Origin of the sequence: Pedobacter hiemivivus, from assembly GCF_004331685.1 — a bacterium.
Classification (GTDB): domain Bacteria; phylum Bacteroidota; class Bacteroidia; order Sphingobacteriales; family Sphingobacteriaceae; genus Pedobacter; species Pedobacter hiemivivus.
Genome location: NZ_SJSM01000007.1, coordinates 166,078 through 188,381, shown reverse-complemented (window position 1 = coordinate 188,381; position 22,304 = coordinate 166,078). Strand labels below are relative to the sequence as shown.

General features: G+C 37.2%; 15 protein-coding genes. 7 read left to right on the top strand and 8 right to left on the bottom strand.

Going from position 1 to position 22,304, the window contains the following annotated elements; genetic code table 11:
* From EZ444_RS13875 to EZ444_RS13860, 4 genes are all read right to left on the bottom strand, one after another.
* Positions 1-3,189, bottom strand: coding sequence for a SusC/RagA family TonB-linked outer membrane protein (locus EZ444_RS13875; protein WP_131609772.1), 3,189 nt, complete (start codon positions 3,187-3,189; stop codon positions 1-3).
* A 34-nt stretch (positions 3,190-3,223) separates the two neighbouring features.
* Positions 3,224-5,101: an FAD-dependent oxidoreductase gene (locus tag EZ444_RS13870; RefSeq protein ID WP_225874731.1), complete on the bottom strand. Its 1,878-nt coding sequence runs from the start codon at positions 5,099-5,101 to the stop codon at positions 3,224-3,226.
* 39 nt (positions 5,102-5,140) lie between these two features.
* Positions 5,141-6,151: a phosphodiester glycosidase family protein gene (locus tag EZ444_RS13865; RefSeq protein ID WP_165503611.1), complete on the bottom strand. Its 1,011-nt coding sequence runs from the start codon at positions 6,149-6,151 to the stop codon at positions 5,141-5,143.
* A 150-nt stretch (positions 6,152-6,301) separates the two neighbouring features.
* Positions 6,302-8,185, bottom strand: a complete 1,884-nt coding sequence (locus EZ444_RS13860; protein ID WP_131609769.1) for a beta-N-acetylhexosaminidase — start codon at positions 8,183-8,185, stop codon at positions 6,302-6,304.
* A gap of 143 nt (positions 8,186-8,328) precedes the next feature.
* Here EZ444_RS13860 and EZ444_RS13855 point away from each other — a divergent pair, with 143 nt between their 5' ends.
* Entirely contained in the window at positions 8,329-9,549 is a 1,221-nt protein-coding gene (locus EZ444_RS13855; protein ID WP_169472201.1) for an ROK family transcriptional regulator, read from the top strand.
* Here EZ444_RS13855 and EZ444_RS13850 read toward each other — a convergent pair whose 3' ends face one another.
* The gene (locus EZ444_RS13850) at positions 9,550-10,743 is read right to left on the bottom strand and encodes a copper amine oxidase (protein ID WP_131609768.1); all 1,194 of its coding nucleotides are present in this window, start codon (positions 10,741-10,743) and stop codon (positions 9,550-9,552) included.
* Between the two features lie 35 nt (positions 10,744-10,778).
* A complete protein-coding gene (locus EZ444_RS13845) occupies positions 10,779-11,585 on the bottom strand; it encodes an alpha/beta hydrolase (RefSeq protein WP_131609767.1) in 807 nt (268 codons plus the stop codon).
* A 423-nt stretch (positions 11,586-12,008) separates the two neighbouring features.
* Here EZ444_RS13845 and EZ444_RS13840 point away from each other — a divergent pair, with 423 nt between their 5' ends.
* The gene (locus EZ444_RS13840; protein ID WP_131609766.1) at positions 12,009-13,235 is read left to right on the top strand and encodes an ROK family transcriptional regulator; all 1,227 of its coding nucleotides are present in this window, start codon (positions 12,009-12,011) and stop codon (positions 13,233-13,235) included.
* A gap of 73 nt (positions 13,236-13,308) precedes the next feature.
* Here the strand turns inward: EZ444_RS13840 and EZ444_RS13835 are convergent, their stop codons facing one another.
* Positions 13,309-13,617, bottom strand: a complete 309-nt coding sequence (locus EZ444_RS13835) for an RNA recognition motif domain-containing protein (protein WP_131609765.1) — start codon at positions 13,615-13,617, stop codon at positions 13,309-13,311.
* A gap of 322 nt (positions 13,618-13,939) precedes the next feature.
* Here EZ444_RS13835 and EZ444_RS13830 point away from each other — a divergent pair, with 322 nt between their 5' ends.
* A complete protein-coding gene (locus tag EZ444_RS13830; protein ID WP_131609764.1) occupies positions 13,940-14,500 on the top strand; it encodes an RNA polymerase sigma factor in 561 nt (186 codons plus the stop codon).
* Positions 14,501-14,794: 294 nt separating this feature from the next.
* On the opposite strand, the gene EZ444_RS13825 is transcribed toward EZ444_RS13830, so the two are convergent.
* On the bottom strand, positions 14,795-17,971 hold the full coding sequence (locus EZ444_RS13825) for a TonB-dependent receptor (protein ID WP_131609763.1): 3,177 nt from the start codon (positions 17,969-17,971) through the stop codon (positions 14,795-14,797).
* Positions 17,972-18,304: 333 nt separating this feature from the next.
* Here EZ444_RS13825 and lpdA point away from each other — a divergent pair, with 333 nt between their 5' ends.
* From lpdA to EZ444_RS13805, 4 genes are all read left to right on the top strand, one after another.
* On the top strand, positions 18,305-19,693 hold the full coding sequence (gene lpdA / locus EZ444_RS13820; protein ID WP_131609762.1) for a dihydrolipoyl dehydrogenase: 1,389 nt from the start codon (positions 18,305-18,307) through the stop codon (positions 19,691-19,693).
* A 137-nt stretch (positions 19,694-19,830) separates the two neighbouring features.
* Positions 19,831-20,670 carry an MBL fold metallo-hydrolase gene (locus tag EZ444_RS13815; RefSeq protein ID WP_131609761.1) on the top strand — a complete coding sequence of 280 codons (840 nt, stop codon included), beginning with the start codon at positions 19,831-19,833 and terminating at the stop codon, positions 20,668-20,670.
* Between the two features lie 82 nt (positions 20,671-20,752).
* Entirely contained in the window at positions 20,753-21,082 is a 330-nt protein-coding gene (locus EZ444_RS13810; RefSeq protein WP_131609760.1) for a YegP family protein, read from the top strand.
* Positions 21,083-21,426: 344 nt separating this feature from the next.
* Positions 21,427-22,287 (top strand): sigma-70 family RNA polymerase sigma factor, encoded by an 861-nt coding sequence (locus tag EZ444_RS13805; protein WP_062547391.1) that lies wholly within the window; start codon positions 21,427-21,429, stop codon positions 22,285-22,287.
* Positions 22,288-22,304 lie beyond the last annotated feature (17 nt).

The following is a 22,304-nucleotide window of genomic DNA, read 5'->3' as shown; positions in this document are numbered from 1 at the left end:
TTAAAAAGTAGTATTGATTCCAAAAGTAATTGTACGTGCTCTAGGATAAGCAGAGTAATCAAACCCTGGGGTCAAAGCACTATTCCGAACAGAAACTTCAGGATCGTAACCCGAGTAATTTGTCCAGGTGTACAAATTCTGTGCAGATACATAAACTCTTGCAGTTTTAAATACTTTTGATTTTTTCAAAAGATCTGTCGGCACTTTATAGCCTAATGCAACAGTCTTTAGCCTAATGAATGATCCATCTTCTATCGTTCTTGTCGAATAAGCTTTTAAAGAACCTCCGCGTCCCATAGCAACTCCAGGAATATCAGAAGTAGGATTTTCAGGAGTCCACCTATCAGCATAAGTTGCATACTGATTGTATCCATATTTATAAGAAGATTCGAACAATATTCTATTCGCATTGATAATATCATTACCATATGACCATTGGAAAAACACATTCAAATCAAAGCCTTTATAAGTAAAGTTATTACTTAAACCACCTGTGTACTTAGCATAAGGACTTCCAATTACGGTTTTATCTTTTTCAGTAATCTGAAGATCGCCATCCAAGTCTTTATACTTTACATCACCGGGTTTTATGCTGGATCTTGCTCCTCCATGTGCGGTAATATTTTCTTTTAAGGTATATGCTTCCCCTACTTTAATAAAATCATCATAATTATATACCCCATCAAAAATTAATCCGTAGAACTGCGCAATTGGACTACCTATTTTTGCTACATAACCAGGAATGTTCTTCCAGTCATCTCCCCAGCTTTGGCTTGTAGTTAACTGAAGTTGGTTTTCACTTAAACCAAGTATTTTATTCCTGTTAAAGGCGATGTTAAATGAAGAGTTCCATGTAAAATCTTTATTTTGAACCGGAGTAACGCCAATCGTAATTTCTAATCCTTTATTTTCTGTAGAACCGATATTTTTTATGGCTCTACTATATCCTGTTACCGGTGGTAAGTTAGCATTCAACAACAGATCGTAAGTCCTTTTACGATACAAATCAAATACAAAAGTTAAACGTTCGTTAAAAAAACCTAAGTCTAACCCTATGTTCGTTTGCTCCGTTGTTTCCCACTTTAAAATTGGATTCCCAAGACTTGTATAAACTACCCCCCTGCCGTCATTGTTATTAAACATATAACCAGAATTGTTATTGAGCGGATTAGAAGCATCAGTATTTACATAAGTTAAACCTGGATAAACAGAAAAATTCGATACCTGATTATTTCCGGTTCTACCCCATGATGTTCTTAACTTGGCATTAGATAGGTATTTAATATTTTTTGCAAAAGATTCATTATTAATTTGCCATGCAAAACCTGCCGATGGGAAATATCCCCATTTATTATCACCAATAAACCTTGAAGATCCATCTGCTCTAAACGTCGCTGTAAATACATAGCGATCTAATAATTTATAGTTGGCACGACTTAAAAAAGAAGCCATCGTATACTTAGAACTAACAGAACTAATTCCCAATGGGGTTCCTTCATCCAGACCACTTAAACCTAAACTTTCACTAGGCACAAGCATTGCCGAAGCCCCGAAACCCGAATTTTCTCCTGCTTCAAAAGATAAACCCGCCATTACATCAAAATAATGAGATTTGTTTAGCCTTTTAGCATAAGTTAAGGTATTCGCATTTTGCCAGGTACGTGAATTGTAATGAGTTTGACTTCCATTAATAAAGTAGTTACCTATTGCAGCACTTCTGGATTGTGGTCCGTTAAATACATCTGCCCTTCTTATCCCTCTATTGAAAGAGCCGGTTGATTTAAACTTCAACTCTTTTAGAATGGTATATTCCAGGTAACCATTGGCAGTAATATTAGTACCATAATTTTCGCGAAGTTCATTTTTTGCAGTTAGCACTGGATTAAACGTAAAATTACTTGCCTGCTCCACCTCAGGGTCAGTTGCAAGATCTAAAAGATCAACGTTAGGATTAACCGCAACCGGTCTGAAAGCCCATACACTAAATAGCATATTCAACTCATTGCTATAATTACCCGTAGAAGTTGGGCTACCATAGGTTAAAATATCCGCGTAAGTGGCATTGATACCAACTTTAAGTTTATCAGATACTTCCTGATCTAAGCTAACTTTACCCTGCGTGCGTTTAAATCCTGAATTCAGAATAATACCATCTTGTCCAACATGTGATAAAGAAACACTATATTTTGTTTTAGCCGTACCACCAGCTAAGGAGAGGTAATGATTTTGCATAGGTGCAACACGTGTTACTTCATCTTCCCAATTTATACCCGTAACATCTTTATAGCTATCCAGGTTTCTACCTTCTTTAAAATAAAGCGCCTTTGTTTTTACTGGATCAATCTCATCTTGTAATTTAACAAACTCGTAAGGACTCAATACCGGCATTCTTTTGTTATTTTCCTGAAGGCCATAGTATCCATTATAAGTAATTACGGGAGCACCCAACTTCCCTCTTTTAGTAGTCACAATAACTACCCCATTAGATCCTCTGGCACCATAAATCGCAGTAGCAGATGCATCTTTAAGGATGTCGATTGACTCAATTTCATTCGGATCAAGTGTATTCAAAGGATTAACCACGCTATTGTTTGGATCTTCCATAGGAAAGCCATCTATAACTACCAAAGGATAATTGAGTTGTGTAATAGAGTTATTACCCCTGATGGTAATCTCAATTGGCGATCCTGGTTGGCCTTCACTTGAAGTAACCTGAACCCCCGCAACCCGGCCAGCCAAAGCCTCATCGAATGATTTAACCGGAGCTTTTTGCAAATCGGCAATACTTACCGTTCCAACAGATCCTGTTAAATCTTTCCTTGTGGCTGTACCATACCCTATCACCACCACGTCATTTAACTGGGACACGGACTCTCTTAGTGCGACTTTAACCGTTGTATTCTGGTTAACGACAGCTTCTTTGTCTTCATAACCAATATACCTGAATACAAGTGTTTGGCTGCCTTCTGGTACTTTTATCGAAAAGCTACCAGTTGCAGAACTGTTGGCCGTTGTTTTAGTTCCTTTTAATTGAATGATCACTCCAACAAGTGGATCACCTTTCAAATCGGTCACCACACCGGTAACCGTTCGGGTCTGCGCCAACGACGTCATAGAAATGCACATGAAAAGGATTAGGCTTATCCCACTGAAGAGCCATTCCTTCTTTTTAGTAAAAATTTGTTGCATACTGTTAATTGGTTAGATTTATAATACGTTAAGTTTATTTGAGTTTGGTTAATCCGTTAAAATCAATTTCCTGAGCAAACGGATTTAAGAATTGATCTATCAGAACAGAAAGCATCCTTCTTGATAAAACAGTTTCCCCGTTTACTTCTTGTTTAGCAATACGTTCATTTATTACTTTCGAAATCTCGGAAAGGTCTATTTTCTTTTTAGAAACCGATGACAATAACTTTGCAGCGAAAGCTGCATTTGCCAGTTTCCCCGAAGGAGACTGATCAGCGATTATTGGGTAAAAAGATTTAACACCTTCTACCAAGGTATATTCATTAATGGGCTGCTCCGGATAAAACCAGGTTTGGTTAGCCCATTTATAAGGAATACCTGTTCCTTTTAAAATCCCGGTAGCACCAATCTTTTGCATCGCTACAAAATTCTTATCCTCGGGTTTCACATCTATAAAAGGCATGATGTAAGCTTTACTTTCCAACAAAGCGGCCTGCACCTCACGGATATTCACCTGAGCAGGCTGCAGATTGTTCTTAATAGCTACAGCCGCCAATGCACCTGCGGCCTGACCAATAGTTAATACCACTGGCTGCAACCTGCTTGCGCCAGCAACAATATTGGTTACACTAACACTTTTTTCAGCAACAATAATTCCATCTGCATTTTTAGGAATCAATGAGCCAAGTGGTATATTATAAGCAGGTACTTTGATATTTATAAAATCAATTTGGGGAGCTTCAGGATTCTTTAAGTGATGATGATCTATCGGATAATCACCAATTGCAATCCCGGTGCGGTATAGATTAGTTTTTTGCTGATAAGGTGCAGCAATATCATTAACAGTTAAAGTAACTTTACCATCCAATCTTCTTGCTTCCCGGTGGTAAGCGATCATTGGTAACTTGTCGGCTGTAGGAAATTCATCATTAGCAATACCTAAATGCTTAAAGCCAAGCTTTGTTTGCAGGTGATAAATAAATCTAAGACTGTGTAATTTAGCTTCTTTAAGTGCAGCTTCTCTGTCCTTTTTACTCAGTTCAATGATATTCAAATAAATATCATTTCCACATTTAGGCCAGTTGATCATGTATTTATTATTCGGAAGCTTCCCATAAGTGATCATCTGCTTACAATCTATAGATCGTTTATGACTGGCATCAGCCGAAGGATCAGTAACGTCGCAGCAACAGTCAAATTCCTTTGGATCATATCCAATGGGCTTAGCGATTGTTTTATCAGCATCTTTACCATAATCCTTAAGCACCACTACATAGGTTAAATCCTGAATAATGTTGTTGGCCTTTTCTGGAGCAAAAGACTCACCAGTATCAAACCTACTATCCATACCTACACGATAAGGGATTTTAAGAAAACCCATTACATCCCCCAATTCGGTTGCATCAATAATTAAATCAGCAGTTACTACTGTACGCTTTCCTTTCACATAGGTTTCTACAGTCCATTTATTTCCTTTGCGGGTAATATTCGTCCATTCTGTTTTATACCAAATGGTTAGATTAGGATTTACAGCTAATTCTTTGAGTTTTTTATTTCCTATTGAGGGTTCAAATAAGGTGTTGCTTACCCATCCAGTCTCTACAGCCTTTGGTCCACCGTAATAGTCATATAGCTTCTGCCTAAACTCTCCCCATAAACCCGAAGGCATTTGATGATTACCATCTATAGCAGCTACCCCTGCAGCAGTTAACATTCCGCCTAACCACTCCGTTTCTTCAATAACTAAAGTTTTTACACCCATTCTTGATGCCTGTACTGCAGCAGTAGTCCCACTTGCACCACCACCTATCACCAGTAACTGCGTCTCATATTCTTTAGCCGAAACGGAAATAGTCGCAAAAAAGAATAAAAAAGCAAATAAAAATCCCCTCATAAATCCTGATCCAATCATTTTAACAGTAAGTAATTTGTTTTATAAAAATTTAAGCAATTAGATTTTTTCTTTAACGATCAATGCAGTCACAACTTTTCTTTCCGATCCATCAGAAGGTTTAACGGTCTGTTTTCCATTTACAGTTAAAGCAGTAGAGCCACCACCATCAAGGTTTATCGCACCTATACACCCCATATCTTTCATCATCTGTGCAAGTTCTGCCAGGTTTACCCCCGGAATACCAGCAGCAGTATTCCCACCTTCAACTGCTAATATAATAATCTTGTTATTTTTAGTATAACCTATAGCCGACCTTGCGCGCGAAGAAGTATTATCTATAACAATCAACTCTTCAGCATCCGTTATATTTATTTTATCATCTTTAATCAGCATTGGAGATCCACCAATGGCAGATTTAACATCCCATACTTTTCCAACAGCAGGCAATATTGCCGTAGGCACAGGTAAAGGTGCAGTATTTAATAAATTTAAAGCAGGGGAAGGATAAGAAAATATTGTTCCATTTCCTGTCCCAACGTGATAAATCCAGGTTACATCAGGCACACCCGCAGCCGAGATACCAAATGCGGCTCTGGTCGGATAGTAAGTTGTATTAACTGAATTGTAAGATCGCGACAGAGATTTAATATTAATAGCGCTCACCACATTATTATACATCGCCAAACTATAAGAAGCATTTGCGCTCCCAAAAAAACCACCGTTTATAGAAGCATACTTAGTTCCAACTTCATCATTATAAAAACCTGTTACTGTTTTCTCCGCAGCAGCCATTACCGGCTTCAACTCTAAATCAGCCTTCGGATCAAAAATAACAGCGTAAGCAGAAATTGACTTCGCATTAATTGGGGTAGTATTTACATAAATCTGTATTCCGTTAGGAAAATTATCCATTAAATAGACTGCCTTTTTCCAGCTGGACGATAAAGTAACCAAAGGCGTTGAATCAACCAAAGGTTTGTCAGGATGAAATTTCCCCTCTTTAGATTTACTGCAGGAAGACAATAAAGCTCCCGCCGACACAAGAATAATAGCAAGGTTAAGTTTCATGTTCATAACGGTTTGGTTATTCAGTAAATATAATAACTTTATTAAATAAATTAAAAACAATTCAATTGTTTTATTAATTTATTTTTAAACACACCGTAAAGAAGCCATTCATTTAAATAAAAAGACACCAAACAACACCAATAACTTGTTTTATTTAGCAGGAGTTCGTCTTTCCAGTTCAGCAACCGGAATCTTCATCAACCTCCCCACCTGAATACCATCTCTATAAGTAACGGCACGTATATTTTGCGCTCCTTTAGGAATACGCAAGGGTTGCCCCGTATAAACCGGGTAATAAGGATCCGGATCTGTATCATCAAAAGAATAATAGATTTTAAGCCCCTCAACTTCAGTAGTCAGACTTACCAAAAGCGCCTTATCAACCCCTCTAACACCAGAAACAACTACATCGTAAAAATACCTTGAGTAATTAACAGCATCCCTATCCAACATCGGCAAATGCGACTCTACACGACTGATGAAATTAATCCAACTGCTTTTACCAGCTCCAGACCACAACGTTTCACTCAACGCAAAAGCCCTAGGCCAGGTCATAAACTGCAATTTTCGCTCATTAGGCACCTGTTCTGTCCACAAACTGCCCTGTCCCCCCATTACATTTTTCTCCTCAATACCTTTAGGCAAGGGATCAAATAAAAAGGTAGTACTCAATCTATTTACAGTAAAAATAGCATTCTCCAGATACTGATCCCCTTGATAAAAATCAAGATAAGTATAAGCTGCCGGCGTCATCACTACCTGCTGACCTTTATTAGCAGACAATATCCCACCTTTATCATCCTTCCAACTCATTACCGCCATCTCCTCAGGGAGACCGCCAGGCAGATTTTCATACCAGCCCATAGGCTTTTTACCTTTCGAAAGCACAATTTTAGAAACACGTTTCAGAAAATAGGACTGCAACTCTTCTGCACTTTTTAAATGCTCATCCCTAATCCTTTGCTGGCATACCGGACACTTATCCCAATATGCTCTTGAAACCTCATCACCACCAATATGTATATATCTAGACGGGAATAAACCCGCCAACTCACCAATCACCTTTTCTAAAAACACAAAAACAGAGTCATTACCCGCGCAAACCACATTTGTACGCGAAGCATTCCAGGAATCCCCAGCCAACACTTGCTGACTTTTCTTAGTACAAGAAAGCTCCGGATAGGAAGCTATTAATGCTAAACTATGCCCAGGCACATCAATCTCTGGAACCAATTCTACAAAATGCTTTTGCCCATAAGCCACCAATTCCCTAATGCCATCCTGTGTATAAAATCCGCCATCTGTAGCTTGCTCAGCAGGCTCTGGCGCTTTCTGATTTCGCCAATACCCCGTACGCGGCACCCTCCAGGCCCCCACTTCAGTCAACTTTGGCAAGCTTTTAATTTCAACCCTCCAACCCTGATTGTCAGTCAAATGCAAATGCAACACATTCATTTTATACTTAGACATCTGCTCGATATATCGCTTAATCACTTCTTTAGAAAAGAAATGACGACTCACATCTACCATCAAGCCCCGCCATTGAAAGCGCGGAGCATCTTCAATTTTAACTGCAGGGATTTTTATACCCAACTTAGCATCCGCTTGTTTCAATTTCATCGGTAAAAGCTGCACTAAAGTTTGCATCCCATAAAACCAACCTTCTGGCTGACTCGCTTTAATAACCACAGTTTTAGGAGTAATCTCTAACCGATAAGCCTCTTTCCCACCTTTTATATTTGCATCCGATATAAAGCGAATTACATTATTAGTAGCAAATTTTACCACTTTTAAATCAGAACCCGTTAGCGATCTCAACCTCAAAGCCAACAACTCCCACACGCCTTTATCGTTTTCAGTCGGAACAATAACCGTATTTGCATTCAAAATAAAAACACCATTCCCTTTTTCTAAATGAGCAGGTTGCGGAATAAGGTTAAATACATTGTTTTGTGCAGAACAAGCAAGAGAAAGGACAAACAGGCAAAGAACCATCACTACTTTGCCAATTAGTTTTAGTACAATTTTAATCATCTGGATTACGATATACGGATAAGCTGAGTGTTTTTATTTAACTTTGTGTAAATCTATAAGTTTTTGATGCAAATTGAAGAGATTTATTAATATTTTTTAATAAGATTGTATTATAAATCTTTTACCAAAACAACTACCAAAATATGAAAATCGATTTTTTCGACGAAAACAGTGATACCCTAACCGGAGTCGCCTATAAGAACATACACATCAGAAAAAAGATCATCTCTTATTTTGCGGATGCCGGCAACGCAACCATTGCGGAACTATGTAAAGAAACCAATCTAAGTGTTCCAAAAGTGACCACCTTAATTATTGAACTTATTGCCGACGGACTGGTAAAAGACTTTGGAAAGGTAGGATCAACAGGTGGGAGAAAACCAAATATCTACGGATTAGTACCCGACTCAGGATTTTTTCTTGGGGTAGATGTAAAACACAACCACATCAACATCGGATTGATTGACTTACAAAAAAAGCTTATCAAAATCTCCAAAGATGTTCCCTACAACTTAAATAATACAGCAGAATCACTAGCTGCTCTTTGTGATTTGATTAGAAATTTCATCAAGGAAGCTGCAATTGCGAAAGATAAAATACTAGGACTTGGACTAAACCTTTCCGGACGAATCAACTACGCTACCGGCTATAGCTACAGCTTCTTCCATTTCAATGAAGACCCTTTAAGTAAACTACTGGAAGCTGAACTGAACTTAAAAACTTTTCTAGAAAATGATTCCAGAGCTATGGCTTATGGCGAATTTAACTGCGGCGTAGTTAAAGAAGAGAAAAACGTACTGTTTCTAAATTTAGATTACGGTCTTGGAATGGGCGTAATGATCAATAACGAATTGTATTACGGTAAATCTGGATTTGCCGGAGAAATTGGTCATATTCCATTATTCAACAACGAAATCATCTGCCAATGCGGAAAAAAAGGATGTATGGAAACTGAAGCTTCCGGAAGAGCATTAATCGCAATGTTTAAAGAGAAGCTAGCCACAGGTTCATCCAGCTCATTAAATAAAGGTATAAATGACAATATACAAATGCAAGACATCATCAATGCAGCAAATAACGATGATGTACTTTCTATTGAGCTGTTAGCGAAAATAGGTGAAAAATTGGGTCGAGGGATCGCACTATTGATCAACATTTACAATCCTGAGCTTGTTATTCTTGGAGGTGCATTAGCCTTAACCGGCGAACATTTACACCTGCCGATAAAAAGTGCGGTGAACAAATACTCTTTAAGCCTGGTAAATAGCGACACCCAATTGAAGCTATCCAAACTAGGCGAAGAAGCAGGCGTTATGGGCGCCTGCCTCCTTGTTAGAAAAAGACTCTTAGAATATTCTATTTAATTATTTCAAAGTATTCATATCCACCGGAATAAATACCAATGGAGTTGGAAGACATGAAGCACCCGGCGGAGAATAAGTCAACTTAATGGTTTGCTCTTCGCCATTTTTTGCCGGAGGAAATACCTGCACCAATATTGCCTCAGGCGCAGCCTTAGTCACCAATCGATCACTTGGCAATTGAATAATCCCCTCATTAAACTTTCCTTTACTTACTACCATTGTCGCCGCCATACCGTTACACCATTGATTATCCGCAGAGCGTAAATTCCAGGTAACCAGCGCCAAGCCCTTACCATCAGTACTTTTCCATTTCAACTCTATATTATACATCACGCCATAATTTCCAGCCAAAGTAGATTCTTTACCGCTTGTACCTTCAACACCAAGCACCCATGGATCTTTAATCCCATCAGCTACAATAATTTCGGCCACTCCATTTTTAGTATCCAACACATCCGTAGCCGTAACTTTGTAATTACTTACGCCAAACAAACCACGACCTGCGTTTTTATGCCCTGTAGGAATTACTGTTTTAATTCTTTTAAGCGCGACCGGACCAGATGTTTTAAGATCAGTCTGAATCACACTAATCTCTCCTGGCTGATCAATCACAAAATCATAAAAACCATGCGTCAGCTCATCATACTTTACCACATTACGTTCCAATTGCTCATCTATAGCAATCGCCTCACCCGGTGCAACTACACGAATCTGCTCACTACCTTTTGAAGCAAAATAATCCGCTAAGCCCTGCTTACCAATCTGAAAGTAGTTTGCGCTAGGCTTTTGCGAAGAATACTTTACCATACGGATATGCATTTTCTGCTTACCTGTATTTTTTATAACCGCAGTAATTTTACGATCAATCTTTACCGGCTCCTTTACCCCATTGACATTATAAACATACAACCTCACCGCACCTGGCGCCACAGCTTCTTTCAAAGCAATAGCCTCGGGTATCCTAATGTATTCAGGATCGTCAGAAATAATAAACTGAGGGCCAGGTAAAACCACCTTGTTGTATTTAATATCTGTTGGCTTAACCGTAAAAAACTCCTTCATCAAAACAACATTCCCTTGTTTTGCTTTCAATAAATTCTCCGAATCCTCGCGATTAACAGTCTGCGCGGTTAACTGCATTGTACTGCAAACCAGCGCCAAGCCTAATGCAATTTTTAAGTTTTTGTATTCCATATATTTAATTTGTGTGTTTGTGTTAAACAATATCATTAACCCTTATTGGCCAATTCAGCAAAAAAGCCAAAATGAGCTTTAATACTTTTAGACCAATACGTACCCGTGTGCCCACCTGGCTGTGTAATATAAGTAGCTTTAATTTTCAATTCATCACATTTCTTCCTGAATTGGTTACTAGCGATGTACAGGTAGTCCTCCGTACCACAATCAAAAATCAGCGTCTTCTTCAAATCCTTTATGCTTTCTAACCTATTTACAGGCGAAAATTCATCAAAAGCTTTATTATCATCGGAATACGGACCCAACAAATAAGCAATTGTTGTTTTCTTAAAACCAGAATATCTTAAATTAAGCACTCCAGAAGTACTTCCTGCGCTTAAAAAAACATCAGGATGTTTTAAGAAGAGATACATTGCGCCAAATCCACCCATGCTAGCTCCAGTAATAAAAACCTTCTCCTTATCTGTTTTATAAGTACTGTTAATTTTCGGCATCAACTCCTTCATAAAAAAATCTTCATACTGTAAACTATCAGCCTTAGGCGAATTGATATACCAACTTTTCTTTAGACCGTCTGGACAAACCACAATAAAATTATAAGTATCAGCCATCCCCTGCAGGTTAGCCAATCTAGGCCAAGCCCTAAAATTAGATGAATGTCCATGCAAAAGGTAAACAACTGGATATTTAACCTTCACATCATAAACGGCTGGCTTATAAACTAACACACTATCATCCGTTTTTAAGTTCTTAGACTTCAACACCATCAAATCCTGCCCCTTTACCGACAGGAAGAAAAATACCAAAACCAATAACAACGTCCCTTTCAATTGACTCATACCTCTCATTTTAATTTTTATTATAAAGATGTATAACACACTATCTTCAAACAAACTATTTAATTTAACAATGCGTAGCTATTTATTAATAATTCAAAACTTACAAATAGCAAGCACCTAAACACTCAACCGCGAAATGCCTAAGGGCAGGTGAATATAAATATATTTTAATAACTTTAATTTATTTATTATAAATTATTACAAAGTAAATCTACTTTGATTGATTTCACAAGACAAATAGTCAACTTACATAGTTAATATCATTAGTAGCCAAAAACAGGCCTTTTCTTCAAATTAACCAGCCTCCACCGTTTATACAAAACACCCGAAGTTTGTGTTGATTATAAATAAATTAGCATTAATTTGCAGCAATCATACTATTCGTACACGAACAAACAGAGGAAAAAATTGTAAAAAAATAAGATGGGGAAAACTTTTTTCGAAGAATTAAACAGCGAGAATATAACTGGTGTTGCATACAAAAATGTTAGCCTAAAAAAAACAGTACTCAGCTACTTTGCTAATGTAGGTAATGCAACTATTGCAGACCTCTGCAAAGAACTGAATCTAAGTGCCCCAAAAATCACCGCTCTATTAGGTGATTTAATACAGGATGGCCTGATCAAAGATTATGGAAAAATAGATTCTACAGGTGGCCGTAAACCTAATTTATACGGACTAGTTCCCGACTCTGCCTTTTTTATCGGGGTAGACATTAAACAGAACCACATTAATATCGGTCTATCGGACCTACAGAAAAATCTGATCAAGGTAGCCGAAAACCTTCCTTATAACCTTGACAATAACAAGGAGTCACTCGAAGCATTGTGCAGCCTTATTAATGATTTCATTAAAGATCTAAGCACCCCAAGAGAAAAGATATTAGGTATAGGCATCAACTTATCTGGAAGAATTAACTACACTACCGGCTATAGCTATAGTTTCTTTTATTTTAATGAAGAGCCACTAACCAAAATTCTGGAATCAAAAATAGGTATTCGCGTTTTTCTGGAGAATGATTCAAAATCCATGGCCTATGGTGAATTCTCTGCCGGAGTAGTTAACGGAGAAAAAAATGTATTATTCTTAAATCTTGATCATGGTATTGGATTAGGCATCCTGGTAAATGGACAACTTTACTATGGTAAATCTGGTTATTCAGGCGAATTTGGCCACATCCCTTTATTCAACAACGAAATCATCTGCCACTGCGGAAAGAAAGGCTGTCTGGAAACAGAAGCTTCGGGATGGGCGCTAACACGAATGTTTAAGGAGCGATTACGAGAAGGCTCTTCATCGATTTTAACACGAAACAATGTTAATCCAGATGATATAAAAATGGAAGATATCATTAGTGCTGCCAATCATGATGATGTACTAGCGATAGAGCTGATTGCCAAAATAGGAGAAAACCTGGGTCGAGGTATAGCTTTACTCATCAACCTATTTAACCCAGAGTTGGTAATTCTTGGCGGAAGCCTTGCAGCTACTGAAGAATACATTCGACTTCCTATAAAAAGTGCAATTAATAAATATTCGCTAAGTCTGGTTAATCAAGACACGATCTTAAAAATGTCTAAACTAGGCGAACGCGCAGGATTGATCGGTGCATGCTTATTAGTCCGCAACCGCTTATTGTCCTTATCTTAAAAACTTGTTTAATGGGGTAGTTTATCTTTAATTACCCCATAAATATAAATACCAACCCTATCCTACCCCGAGATTAACTTCTTGGTCGCTTATTCGCATAAGGTTTATTTGCTTTCACATAAGGTTTAGGTGCCGGAGCCGGTTCTTCAGAGATCTTAATATTAAGCACTTGCCCGCTAAATGTTTCCCCATTTAATACCGAAACAGCTTTTTCAGCTTCAGCCTGACTCGCCATCTCCAAAAACGCATAACCTTTACACCTCTTGGTTACCTTATCACGCACAACTTTTATGGTATTTACCTGAGCATAAAGACTTATATACATCACAAGATCCAATTCAGAAACATCGGGTCTAAGCCCCCCAACAAAAATTTTTACCATAACAACTGAGATTTACGCCATAAAAGTAAAGATTATATCGATACTGCACAATTTGAAAATCGTCAACAACCTTTTTCTAATCTCCGTCAAAATATTGGTTACAAAGCCAAGATCTAAGATTAAACTTCAAAATATTAATTAAATAGAAATAAATAACACTTTTAGTGTTTTTAATTATATTTGAATTAACGAAAACAGTTATTTAATCCTTTACCAAAAGCATCTAACCACGTAAAACCATGAACCGAATTAAAAAAACAGCCAACAAACTGAGCAAGATCTTATTCAATCTTGACTTAATCTTTAGAAAGGAGCTCAAGGTATGCTAGATTTTAATTATAAAATTTTGTCAGATGCAAAGCTAGTCCAGCTATTGCAAGCTTCAGATCATAATGCATACACAGAGATATACAATAGATATTTTCAATTACTTTTTGTGCACGCTAGAAAAAAGCTAAATGACGCAGATCTCGCGAAGGATATATTACAAGAAATTTTCACTAAGATCTGGATGAAACGAGAGATCCAATTAACTGCAACAAACCTAACCGGATACCTATACACCCTAATGAAGAACCGCATATTGGATCTTTATCTCCATCAAGAAGTAAAAACAAAATACATGCGCGCTGCAAAAAGTTTTATAGTTACCAATAAAAGCAGCGGAACAGATGCCTTGGTCAGGGAAAAAGAATGTAGCGCACATATCAATCAGGAAATCGCTGCTCTGCCGCCAAAAATGAGGGAGATCTTTGAGCTGAGCAGAAAAAATCAACTTTCCTATAAGGAGATCGCGGAAAAATTAAACACCAATGAAAACAATGTTTCCAAACAAATCAACAATGGGCTCAAGGTATTAAAAAGAAGGCTAATGGTATCGTAAAAGACATTAAGAGATCCTTCGAGAAGCCTTGTTTAGGGCTAGGACCGAATAAGGAGTACCATAGGCATATCGTAGGCACCTCGTAGGACTAACAATCCAATGAAAGGCCTTTGGCAGCCCTTTAAGAGGCCTTTTAAGGTAAACGCATACCCGAAGCCTTACCGAAGGAGTCCAAAAGGTATTACTTAGCATCCCATATATCGAGATTAATCTATACTGAAGAAAACGTATATAAAGCAAAAGCCCTGTTTCCTTTTATCAGAAACAGGGCTTTTGCTTTATAAAAATTGATGATTAGTTGAATAAATACCTAATACCAATTTGTCCTTGCCATCTTGAAGCAAATGGAGATACACTATACGCTCTGTTATCAGCAGGGGCTTTAAAATTGAAGCCTCTATTAGCACTATTCGTTGTACTATAGTTAACAAGTGTAGAAGCACTATTAGTAACAAAATAAGTTCTACCCCAGTCCTTATTAAGCAGGTTACCAAAATTGATAATATCAATTGATAATTGTAACCTGTTTTTAGTACCATGAATCATACCACCAAGATCTTGCATGATACGTACATCAAATTGATGCTCCCAAGGCATTTTCGAACCGTTACGCTCTGCATACTGACCTCTACGTGAACTTAAATAAGGATCATTTGAAATGTAATTATCAAGTGCTGTCCATTGTTCAGCCGGAGTTGGCGTATTTGGAGTAATGCTGATTACACCAGTAGAACTTCTGGTATAGTAAGGTACCAGTTTAATTTCACTTGCATTTCTTGGAATATAAAGCAAATCATTCTGGTTTGCACTATCATTGTTAACATCACCAAAATAAAGGTAAGTATATGGTGCACCAGATTTACCTACATAGAACATCGAAATTGAAGTACCGAAAGTTTTGTTTTTCCCGTAGCTAACACCATAAGACAAGTTACCGATTATACGATGTCTAAGATCGAAATTAGAGTACGAAAGTTCTGGGTTATTTGCATCAGCAACGATTTGGTTGAACTGCCAGTTAGAGAAAGCCGTACTATTTAAACCACTGTTAACATCTTCCGATTTACCATAAGTATAGGCAACCATTGCACTTAAACCAAAATCAAATGATTTAGACAACTGACCTGTTAAGCTATATGATGATCCTTTGCTTGAGTTCTCAAGTAAAAGAACATTTGTAAAAGTTGAATTTACTTTTCCAGAAGCATAAGCGGGTCTTTTATCCTGACCACCTGAAAGATCTGAAGCGATAGCACCTGTAGTTCCTAGAATATTGATGTTCTTATAAACCACATTATTTACGGTCTTAGAGTAGATTCCATCAACAGTAGCCAATACACCACCAGGCAATTTAATATCTGCTCCTAAACTATAACGAAGTGTTTGAGGAATTCTGAAATTATTAGCCAAAAGATTTACCTCATAATTCGTACCAGCAGCACCTGCTGTATTTTGTTTATTAGGGTCTGGAACAAAAGCAAGTGGACTAGGGATTGAATTAGTCCGGTCAACACTACCATATAGTAGACCACTATTAGTAAACTGGTTAGCCATCCATACAAATGGAACACGACCGGTAAATAAACCGATACCACCTCTAACTTGTACACTTCTGTTGCCAAGTAAATCCCAGTTAAAGCCCACTCTTGGTGAAACAAGCAACTGTCCGCTAGGCAATTTATCTGTTGCCATTCCCTGGAATGTTGAAGCTACCAAAGGATTGGCCAATGGCTTATCAAAAAATAATGGTACATCTACTCTTAAACCAGCCGTTAACTTGAACGTCTCATCAACTTCAATTTCATCCTGGAAATAGAATCCCAATTGAGCTGCAGAGAACTCAGCTGCAGGACGATCATCACCAGGAACAATTGAATAAGCAGCCTGAACTCTGTTAGGTTTTTTACCCAAGAAATCATCAATATTATTATACTGCCATGATCCATTTACATTATTAATAAATAGATTTCTGAATTTAAAAAATTCGTTATGCGTACCTAAAGTAAAAGTATGTTTACCTGCGAATAACTTAAGGTTATCTGTAAATTCGAATACATCCTGATCTAACTGATTCGCTGCAGAACTTCTCTCAGTACCAAAAGTTACAGACTGTGTGGAAACGTTATTAAAGTTATTGATTTGAATTTGAGGGAACAATACACCTAATGGATCTCTGCTATCTCTGATTCTTGAATAACCAACAATTAAGTTATTCGATAGGTTTTGATTGAAACGACTTCTTAATTCTAATACAGATACGTTTTGATTGTTACTGAATTTGTAACCATTATTACCAAAACGGAATCCTGAACCACTTCTTGTTAAGTTATCATCAAAAGCGTCGATATAGTTATGACGTAGTGTCAATTGGTGTTTATCACTGATATTCCAATCTAAACGCGCCAATATTTTATTGCTTTGTGTTTGAGTTTGAACCTCACCAAAACCTCCTACATCATAGCTATACTCTTTCTTCATGAAATCCGCGATTTTTTGCGCATCAGTGGGGTTGATAACCGATCCTACATCACCTGCATTAAAAGTAGTAGGTTGTTGAACACGGGTCATTTCTCCACTTACGAAGAAAAACAATTTGTTTTTAACAATTGGCAATCCAACACGCACACCATAAGTTCTGTTATAGAATTGAGTTGCTTTGGTATTTAAACCATCAACACTTTTACCAATAGTATTCTGATTTCTGCCGAAAAAATAAGCAGATCCTTCAATTTCATTTGTTCCTGAACGAGTAATAGCATTCACACCACCACCTGTAAAGTTACCTTGAGTAACATCATAAGGAGCAACTAATACCTGAATTTCCTGAATCGCATCCAGTGAAATTGGCTGAGTACCTGCCGGACCACCTGGAGTACCATTTGAAGATAAACCAAAAACGTCATTATTTACAGCACCATCAATCGTAATGTTATTATAACGATTATTAGATCCGGCAAAAGAGTTTCCGTTGGCTTGCGGCGTTAAACGTGTGAAATCAGAAAGACTTCTGCTTATTGTAGGCATAGTCTCTAATTGCTTTTCAGTCACTGTTGTCGTTGCTCCAGTTCTTTTACTATTCAATACAGTGCTGTTTTTACCAATAACCTGTACTTCCTGTAAATCCTGACCGCCTTCTGTCAACTTAAGTCTAAGCGTGAAAGTCTCACCTAACTTAAGATAAATACCTTCAATTTTCTCTGCTTTGTAACCAACATAACTAGCAGTTACGGTGTAAGGGCCACCTGTGTTAATGTTCACAAAGTTATAACGACCATCTGTATTAGATGTAGCTACATACTTTGTTCCAGTTGGATTATGGATAGCGATTACTGTGGCTCCAGGCATCGCCCCCTTTGCATCAGTAATGGTTCCATTTAAACCGGACGTGGTAACCTGTGCATTTGCTGTGGAAATAATTCCAACGAAAGCAAAAACAATTGCTACAATTTTAAATAGTAAAGATTTCTTCATTCTTTTCTTTGCGTTAGTTAATAATGTTTCTTTTAAATGATATAACTAAAAATATGTTGCAAAATTAAATATTTATTATGCACGCATTTCATTTTCAATGTTAAATAATTATTAATAACACCAATACTTTTCAACATTTAACATATAGCTTAAATATATAACTAACGGTTTGTCAATTATTTGTAACAATTCTACATAAACACAAAATCTGAAATAAGTACATAAACTATACTTAACAAAGAAATCGCACAATCGAAATCTAGGAACGCAGATTTAATGAACATTTTTTTTTAATTTTGGCGCTTTACTAAGTTAAATTCCTTTATTAAAGATATGAACTACGATGTAATAGTAATAGGCAGCGGTCCTGGTGGATATGTGGCTGCGATCAGAGCTTCTCAGTTGGGTTTAAAAACTGCAGTAGTTGAACGCGAATCTTTGGGTGGAATATGCCTTAACTGGGGCTGTATACCTACTAAAGCATTATTAAAAAGTGCTCAAGTATTTGAATATATTAACCATGCTGCTGATTACGGTATTAAAACCGCTGAAGCTGAAGCAGACTTTGCTGCTGTTATTAAACGCAGTCGTGGTGTTGCTGATGGCATGAGCAAAGGTGTTCAATTCTTAATGAAGAAGAACAAAATTGATGTGATCATGGGCACCGGAAAAGCTAAACCTGGAAATAAAGTAGAGGTTAAAGCTGCTGACGGTTCTCAGAAAGAATATACAGCAACCAGTATTATATTAGCTACTGGAGGAAGATCAAGAGAATTACCTAACCTTAAACAAGACGGTAAAAAAGTGATCGGCTACAGACAAGCAATGGTATTGCCTGAGCAACCAAAATCAATGGTTGTTGTTGGTTCTGGTGCTATTGGTGTTGAGTTTGCTTATTTCTACGCTACGCTTGGAACTAAAGTTACCATTGTTGAGTTTATGGACAATGTAGTTCCTGTTGAGGATGAAGATATCTCTAAACAATTGTTGCGCAGCTTCAAAAAAGCAGGTATTGACATCATGACTTCGTCAAGTGTTGAATCTGTGGACACAAGTGGTGCTGGCTGTAAAGTTCAGGTTAAAACAGCTTCAGGTATGCAAACTTTAGAGTGTGATATCGTACTTTCTGCCGCTGGTGTTGTTGCAAATATTGAAAACATTGGTTTAGAAGAAACAGGTATTAAAACAGAAAAAGGTAAAGTTGTAGTTGACGAATTTTACAACACTTCGGTAAAAGGTTATTATGCAATTGGTGATATCGTTGCAGGACAAGCGCTTGCGCACGTTGCTTCTGCTGAAGGTATCATCTGTGTAGAGAAAATTGCTGGTCATAAACCTGAGCCTTTAGATTATAACAACATCCCTGGATGTACTTACTGCAGTCCAGAGATTGCTTCTGTAGGTTATACTGAGAAAGCTGCTAAAGCCGCTGGTTATGAAGTGAAGATTGGTAAATTCCCATTCTCTGCTTCAGGTAAAGCTAGTGCTGCTGGTGTAAAAGATGGTTTTGTAAAAGTGATCTATGACGCTAAATATGGCGAATTACTAGGCGCTCACATGATTGGTGCTAACGTTACGGAAATGATTGCAGAAATTGTTGTCGCCCGTAAATTAGAAACTACTGGTCATGAGATGTTAAAATCAGTACACCCGCATCCAACAATGAGCGAAGCCATTATGGAAGCAACTGCTGATGCTTATGGTGAAGTGATTCACTTGTAGTTAAGCAAAGAAGCTTATATTGAATAAGGATAAAGGAGCAAAGATTAAGGACTAAATGTTCAAATCTTTGCTCCTTTTCTTTTTATCTTTATTCTTTTAATCCTTACTCTTTGTTCCTTAATCTTTAATCCTAAAACATGAATTTACATACAATAAATACTGGCTTGTTTAAATTGGATGGTGGCGCTATGTTTGGCGTAGTACCAAAATCTATATGGCAACGTAGTAATCCAGCAGATGCTAATAATTTATGCACCTGGGCCATGCGTTGCTTGTTAATTGAGGACGGTGACCGATTGATATTGATTGACAATGGAATTGGTGACAAACAGGATGAGAAGTTTTTAGGGCATTATTATTTGCATGGTGATGATACACTAGATAAATCATTAGCTGCAAAAGGTTTTAGCAGGGATGACATTACGGATGTATTTTTAACACACTTACATTTTGACCATTGCGGTGGTTCAATAGTTAGAATTGACAACAGACTTCGTCCTGCTTTTAAAAATGCTTTTTATTGGAGCAATGCTCAACATTGGGATTGGGCTCTAAATCCGAATGACAGAGAGAAAGCTTCGTTTTTAAGAGAGAATATTTTACCGATACAGGAAAGTGGACAGCTTAGATTTGTTGCCGATAAAGACGGCGTAGAATTTCACGAAGGGATAAATATCCGTTTTGCTTATGGACATACCGATGCGATGATGCTGCCGCAAATACAGTATAAAGATAAGACTATTGTTTACATGGCCGACCTTTTACCTTCGGTTGGACATATACCCCTACCCTATGTAATGGCCTATGACATGTTTCCTTTACAAACACTGAAGGAGAAAAAGGCTTTCTTACAGGAAGCGACTGACAAACAATACATTTTATACCTGGAGCATGATCCAGTTAATGAATGTTGTACTTTACAGCATACAGAAAAAGGCATCAGGCTTGACCGCACTTTTGATTTAAATAGCATTTAACCAAATCTTTTCTCTTTAATATTTGTTTTTCATAAATTAGGTTATAAAGTCAACCTAAATAAAAACTAAGAAAGAAAAAATTATGGGTAAATTTGAAATCAAGACAAGAAAAAATGGGGATTTCCAGTTCGATCTAAAAGCTGGTAATGGTCAGGTTATTTTAACCAGCGAAGGCTATACCAGTAAAGGCGCTTGTCAGAATGGCATAGAGTCAGTTAAAAGAAACTCAAAGGATGACAGTAAATTCGAAAGAAAAACTTCAACCAACGACAAGCCTTATTTCAACCTAAAGGCTAGTAATGGACAAGTTATTGGAACCAGTGAGATGTATGAAAATGAATCAAGCCGTGAAAATGGTATTGAATCTGTCAAGAAAAATGCGCCGGAGGCTGAAGTTTCAGATTTAACCTAATAGCCCAATCGATAGAATTTAAGAGACTGTACCAAAATTGTACAATCTCTTTTTTTCATCAAGTATTTCCTCATTTTATAGACTCCATCAATAACGTTACATAAATTATTCGGCCGCATATAATTATCAATCCATGCACAGTACTGTATATCACCAATTTTTCCATATTTAAGGTGACAAAAATAAAACACTGACAAAAGTATTTTGGAATAATTTTTGCTGCATAAATATTATAGAAATTACTAGTGTAAAGTGTAACATTTTCAGGAATTTATCTTTTAAAAACCCCTAAAAATTCTTACTTTTGCACGTTCAAAACACATAACGAGTACCAAAACATATAAATGAGACAACTCAAAATCACGCAATCAATTACCAATCGCGAAAGTCAATCATTAGACAAATACCTTCACGAGATTGGTAAAGTGGATTTAATCACCGCAGAAGAAGAAGTAATATTAGCAAGGAAGATACGAGAGGGAGATCAAGCTGCATTAGAACGCTTAACAAAGACTAACTTACGTTTTGTGGTTTCAGTTGCTAAGCAATATCAAAATCAGGGTTTAACATTAGGAGATTTAATTAATGAAGGTAACCTGGGTTTAATTAAAGCCGCTAAGCGTTTTGATGAGACTAAAGGTTTCAAATTTATATCATATGCTGTTTGGTGGATTCGTCAGTCTATTTTGCAAGCTATCGCTGAACAAAGTCGTATTGTACGTTTACCATTAAATCAGGTAGGCTCTTTAAGTAAAATCAGTAAGGCATTCTCAAAATTAGAACAAGAATTTGAGCGTGAGCCTTCTCCTGAAGAATTAGCAGACATCCTAGAGACTACAGTTGATAAAATCTCTGATACTTTAAGTAACTCTGGTCGCCACGTATCTATGGATGCTCCTTTTGTACAAGGTGAAGAAAACACTTTGTTGGATGTATTAGAGAATCATGAGCCAAATACAGATAGTAGCTTAATTAATGAGTCACTTTCTGAAGAAATTAAACGTTCATTGTCTACTTTAACTGAACGTGAGCGTGAAATCATCGTTTTATTCTTTGGATTAAGTACAAACCACCCATTATCATTAGAAGAGATTGGTGAGAAATTTAACTTGACCCGCGAACGTGTTCGTCAGATTAAAGATAAAGCATTACAACGTCTACGTCATACTTCAAGAAGCAAAATATTAAAATCATACCTTGGATAATAGGTAAAAAAGATTTA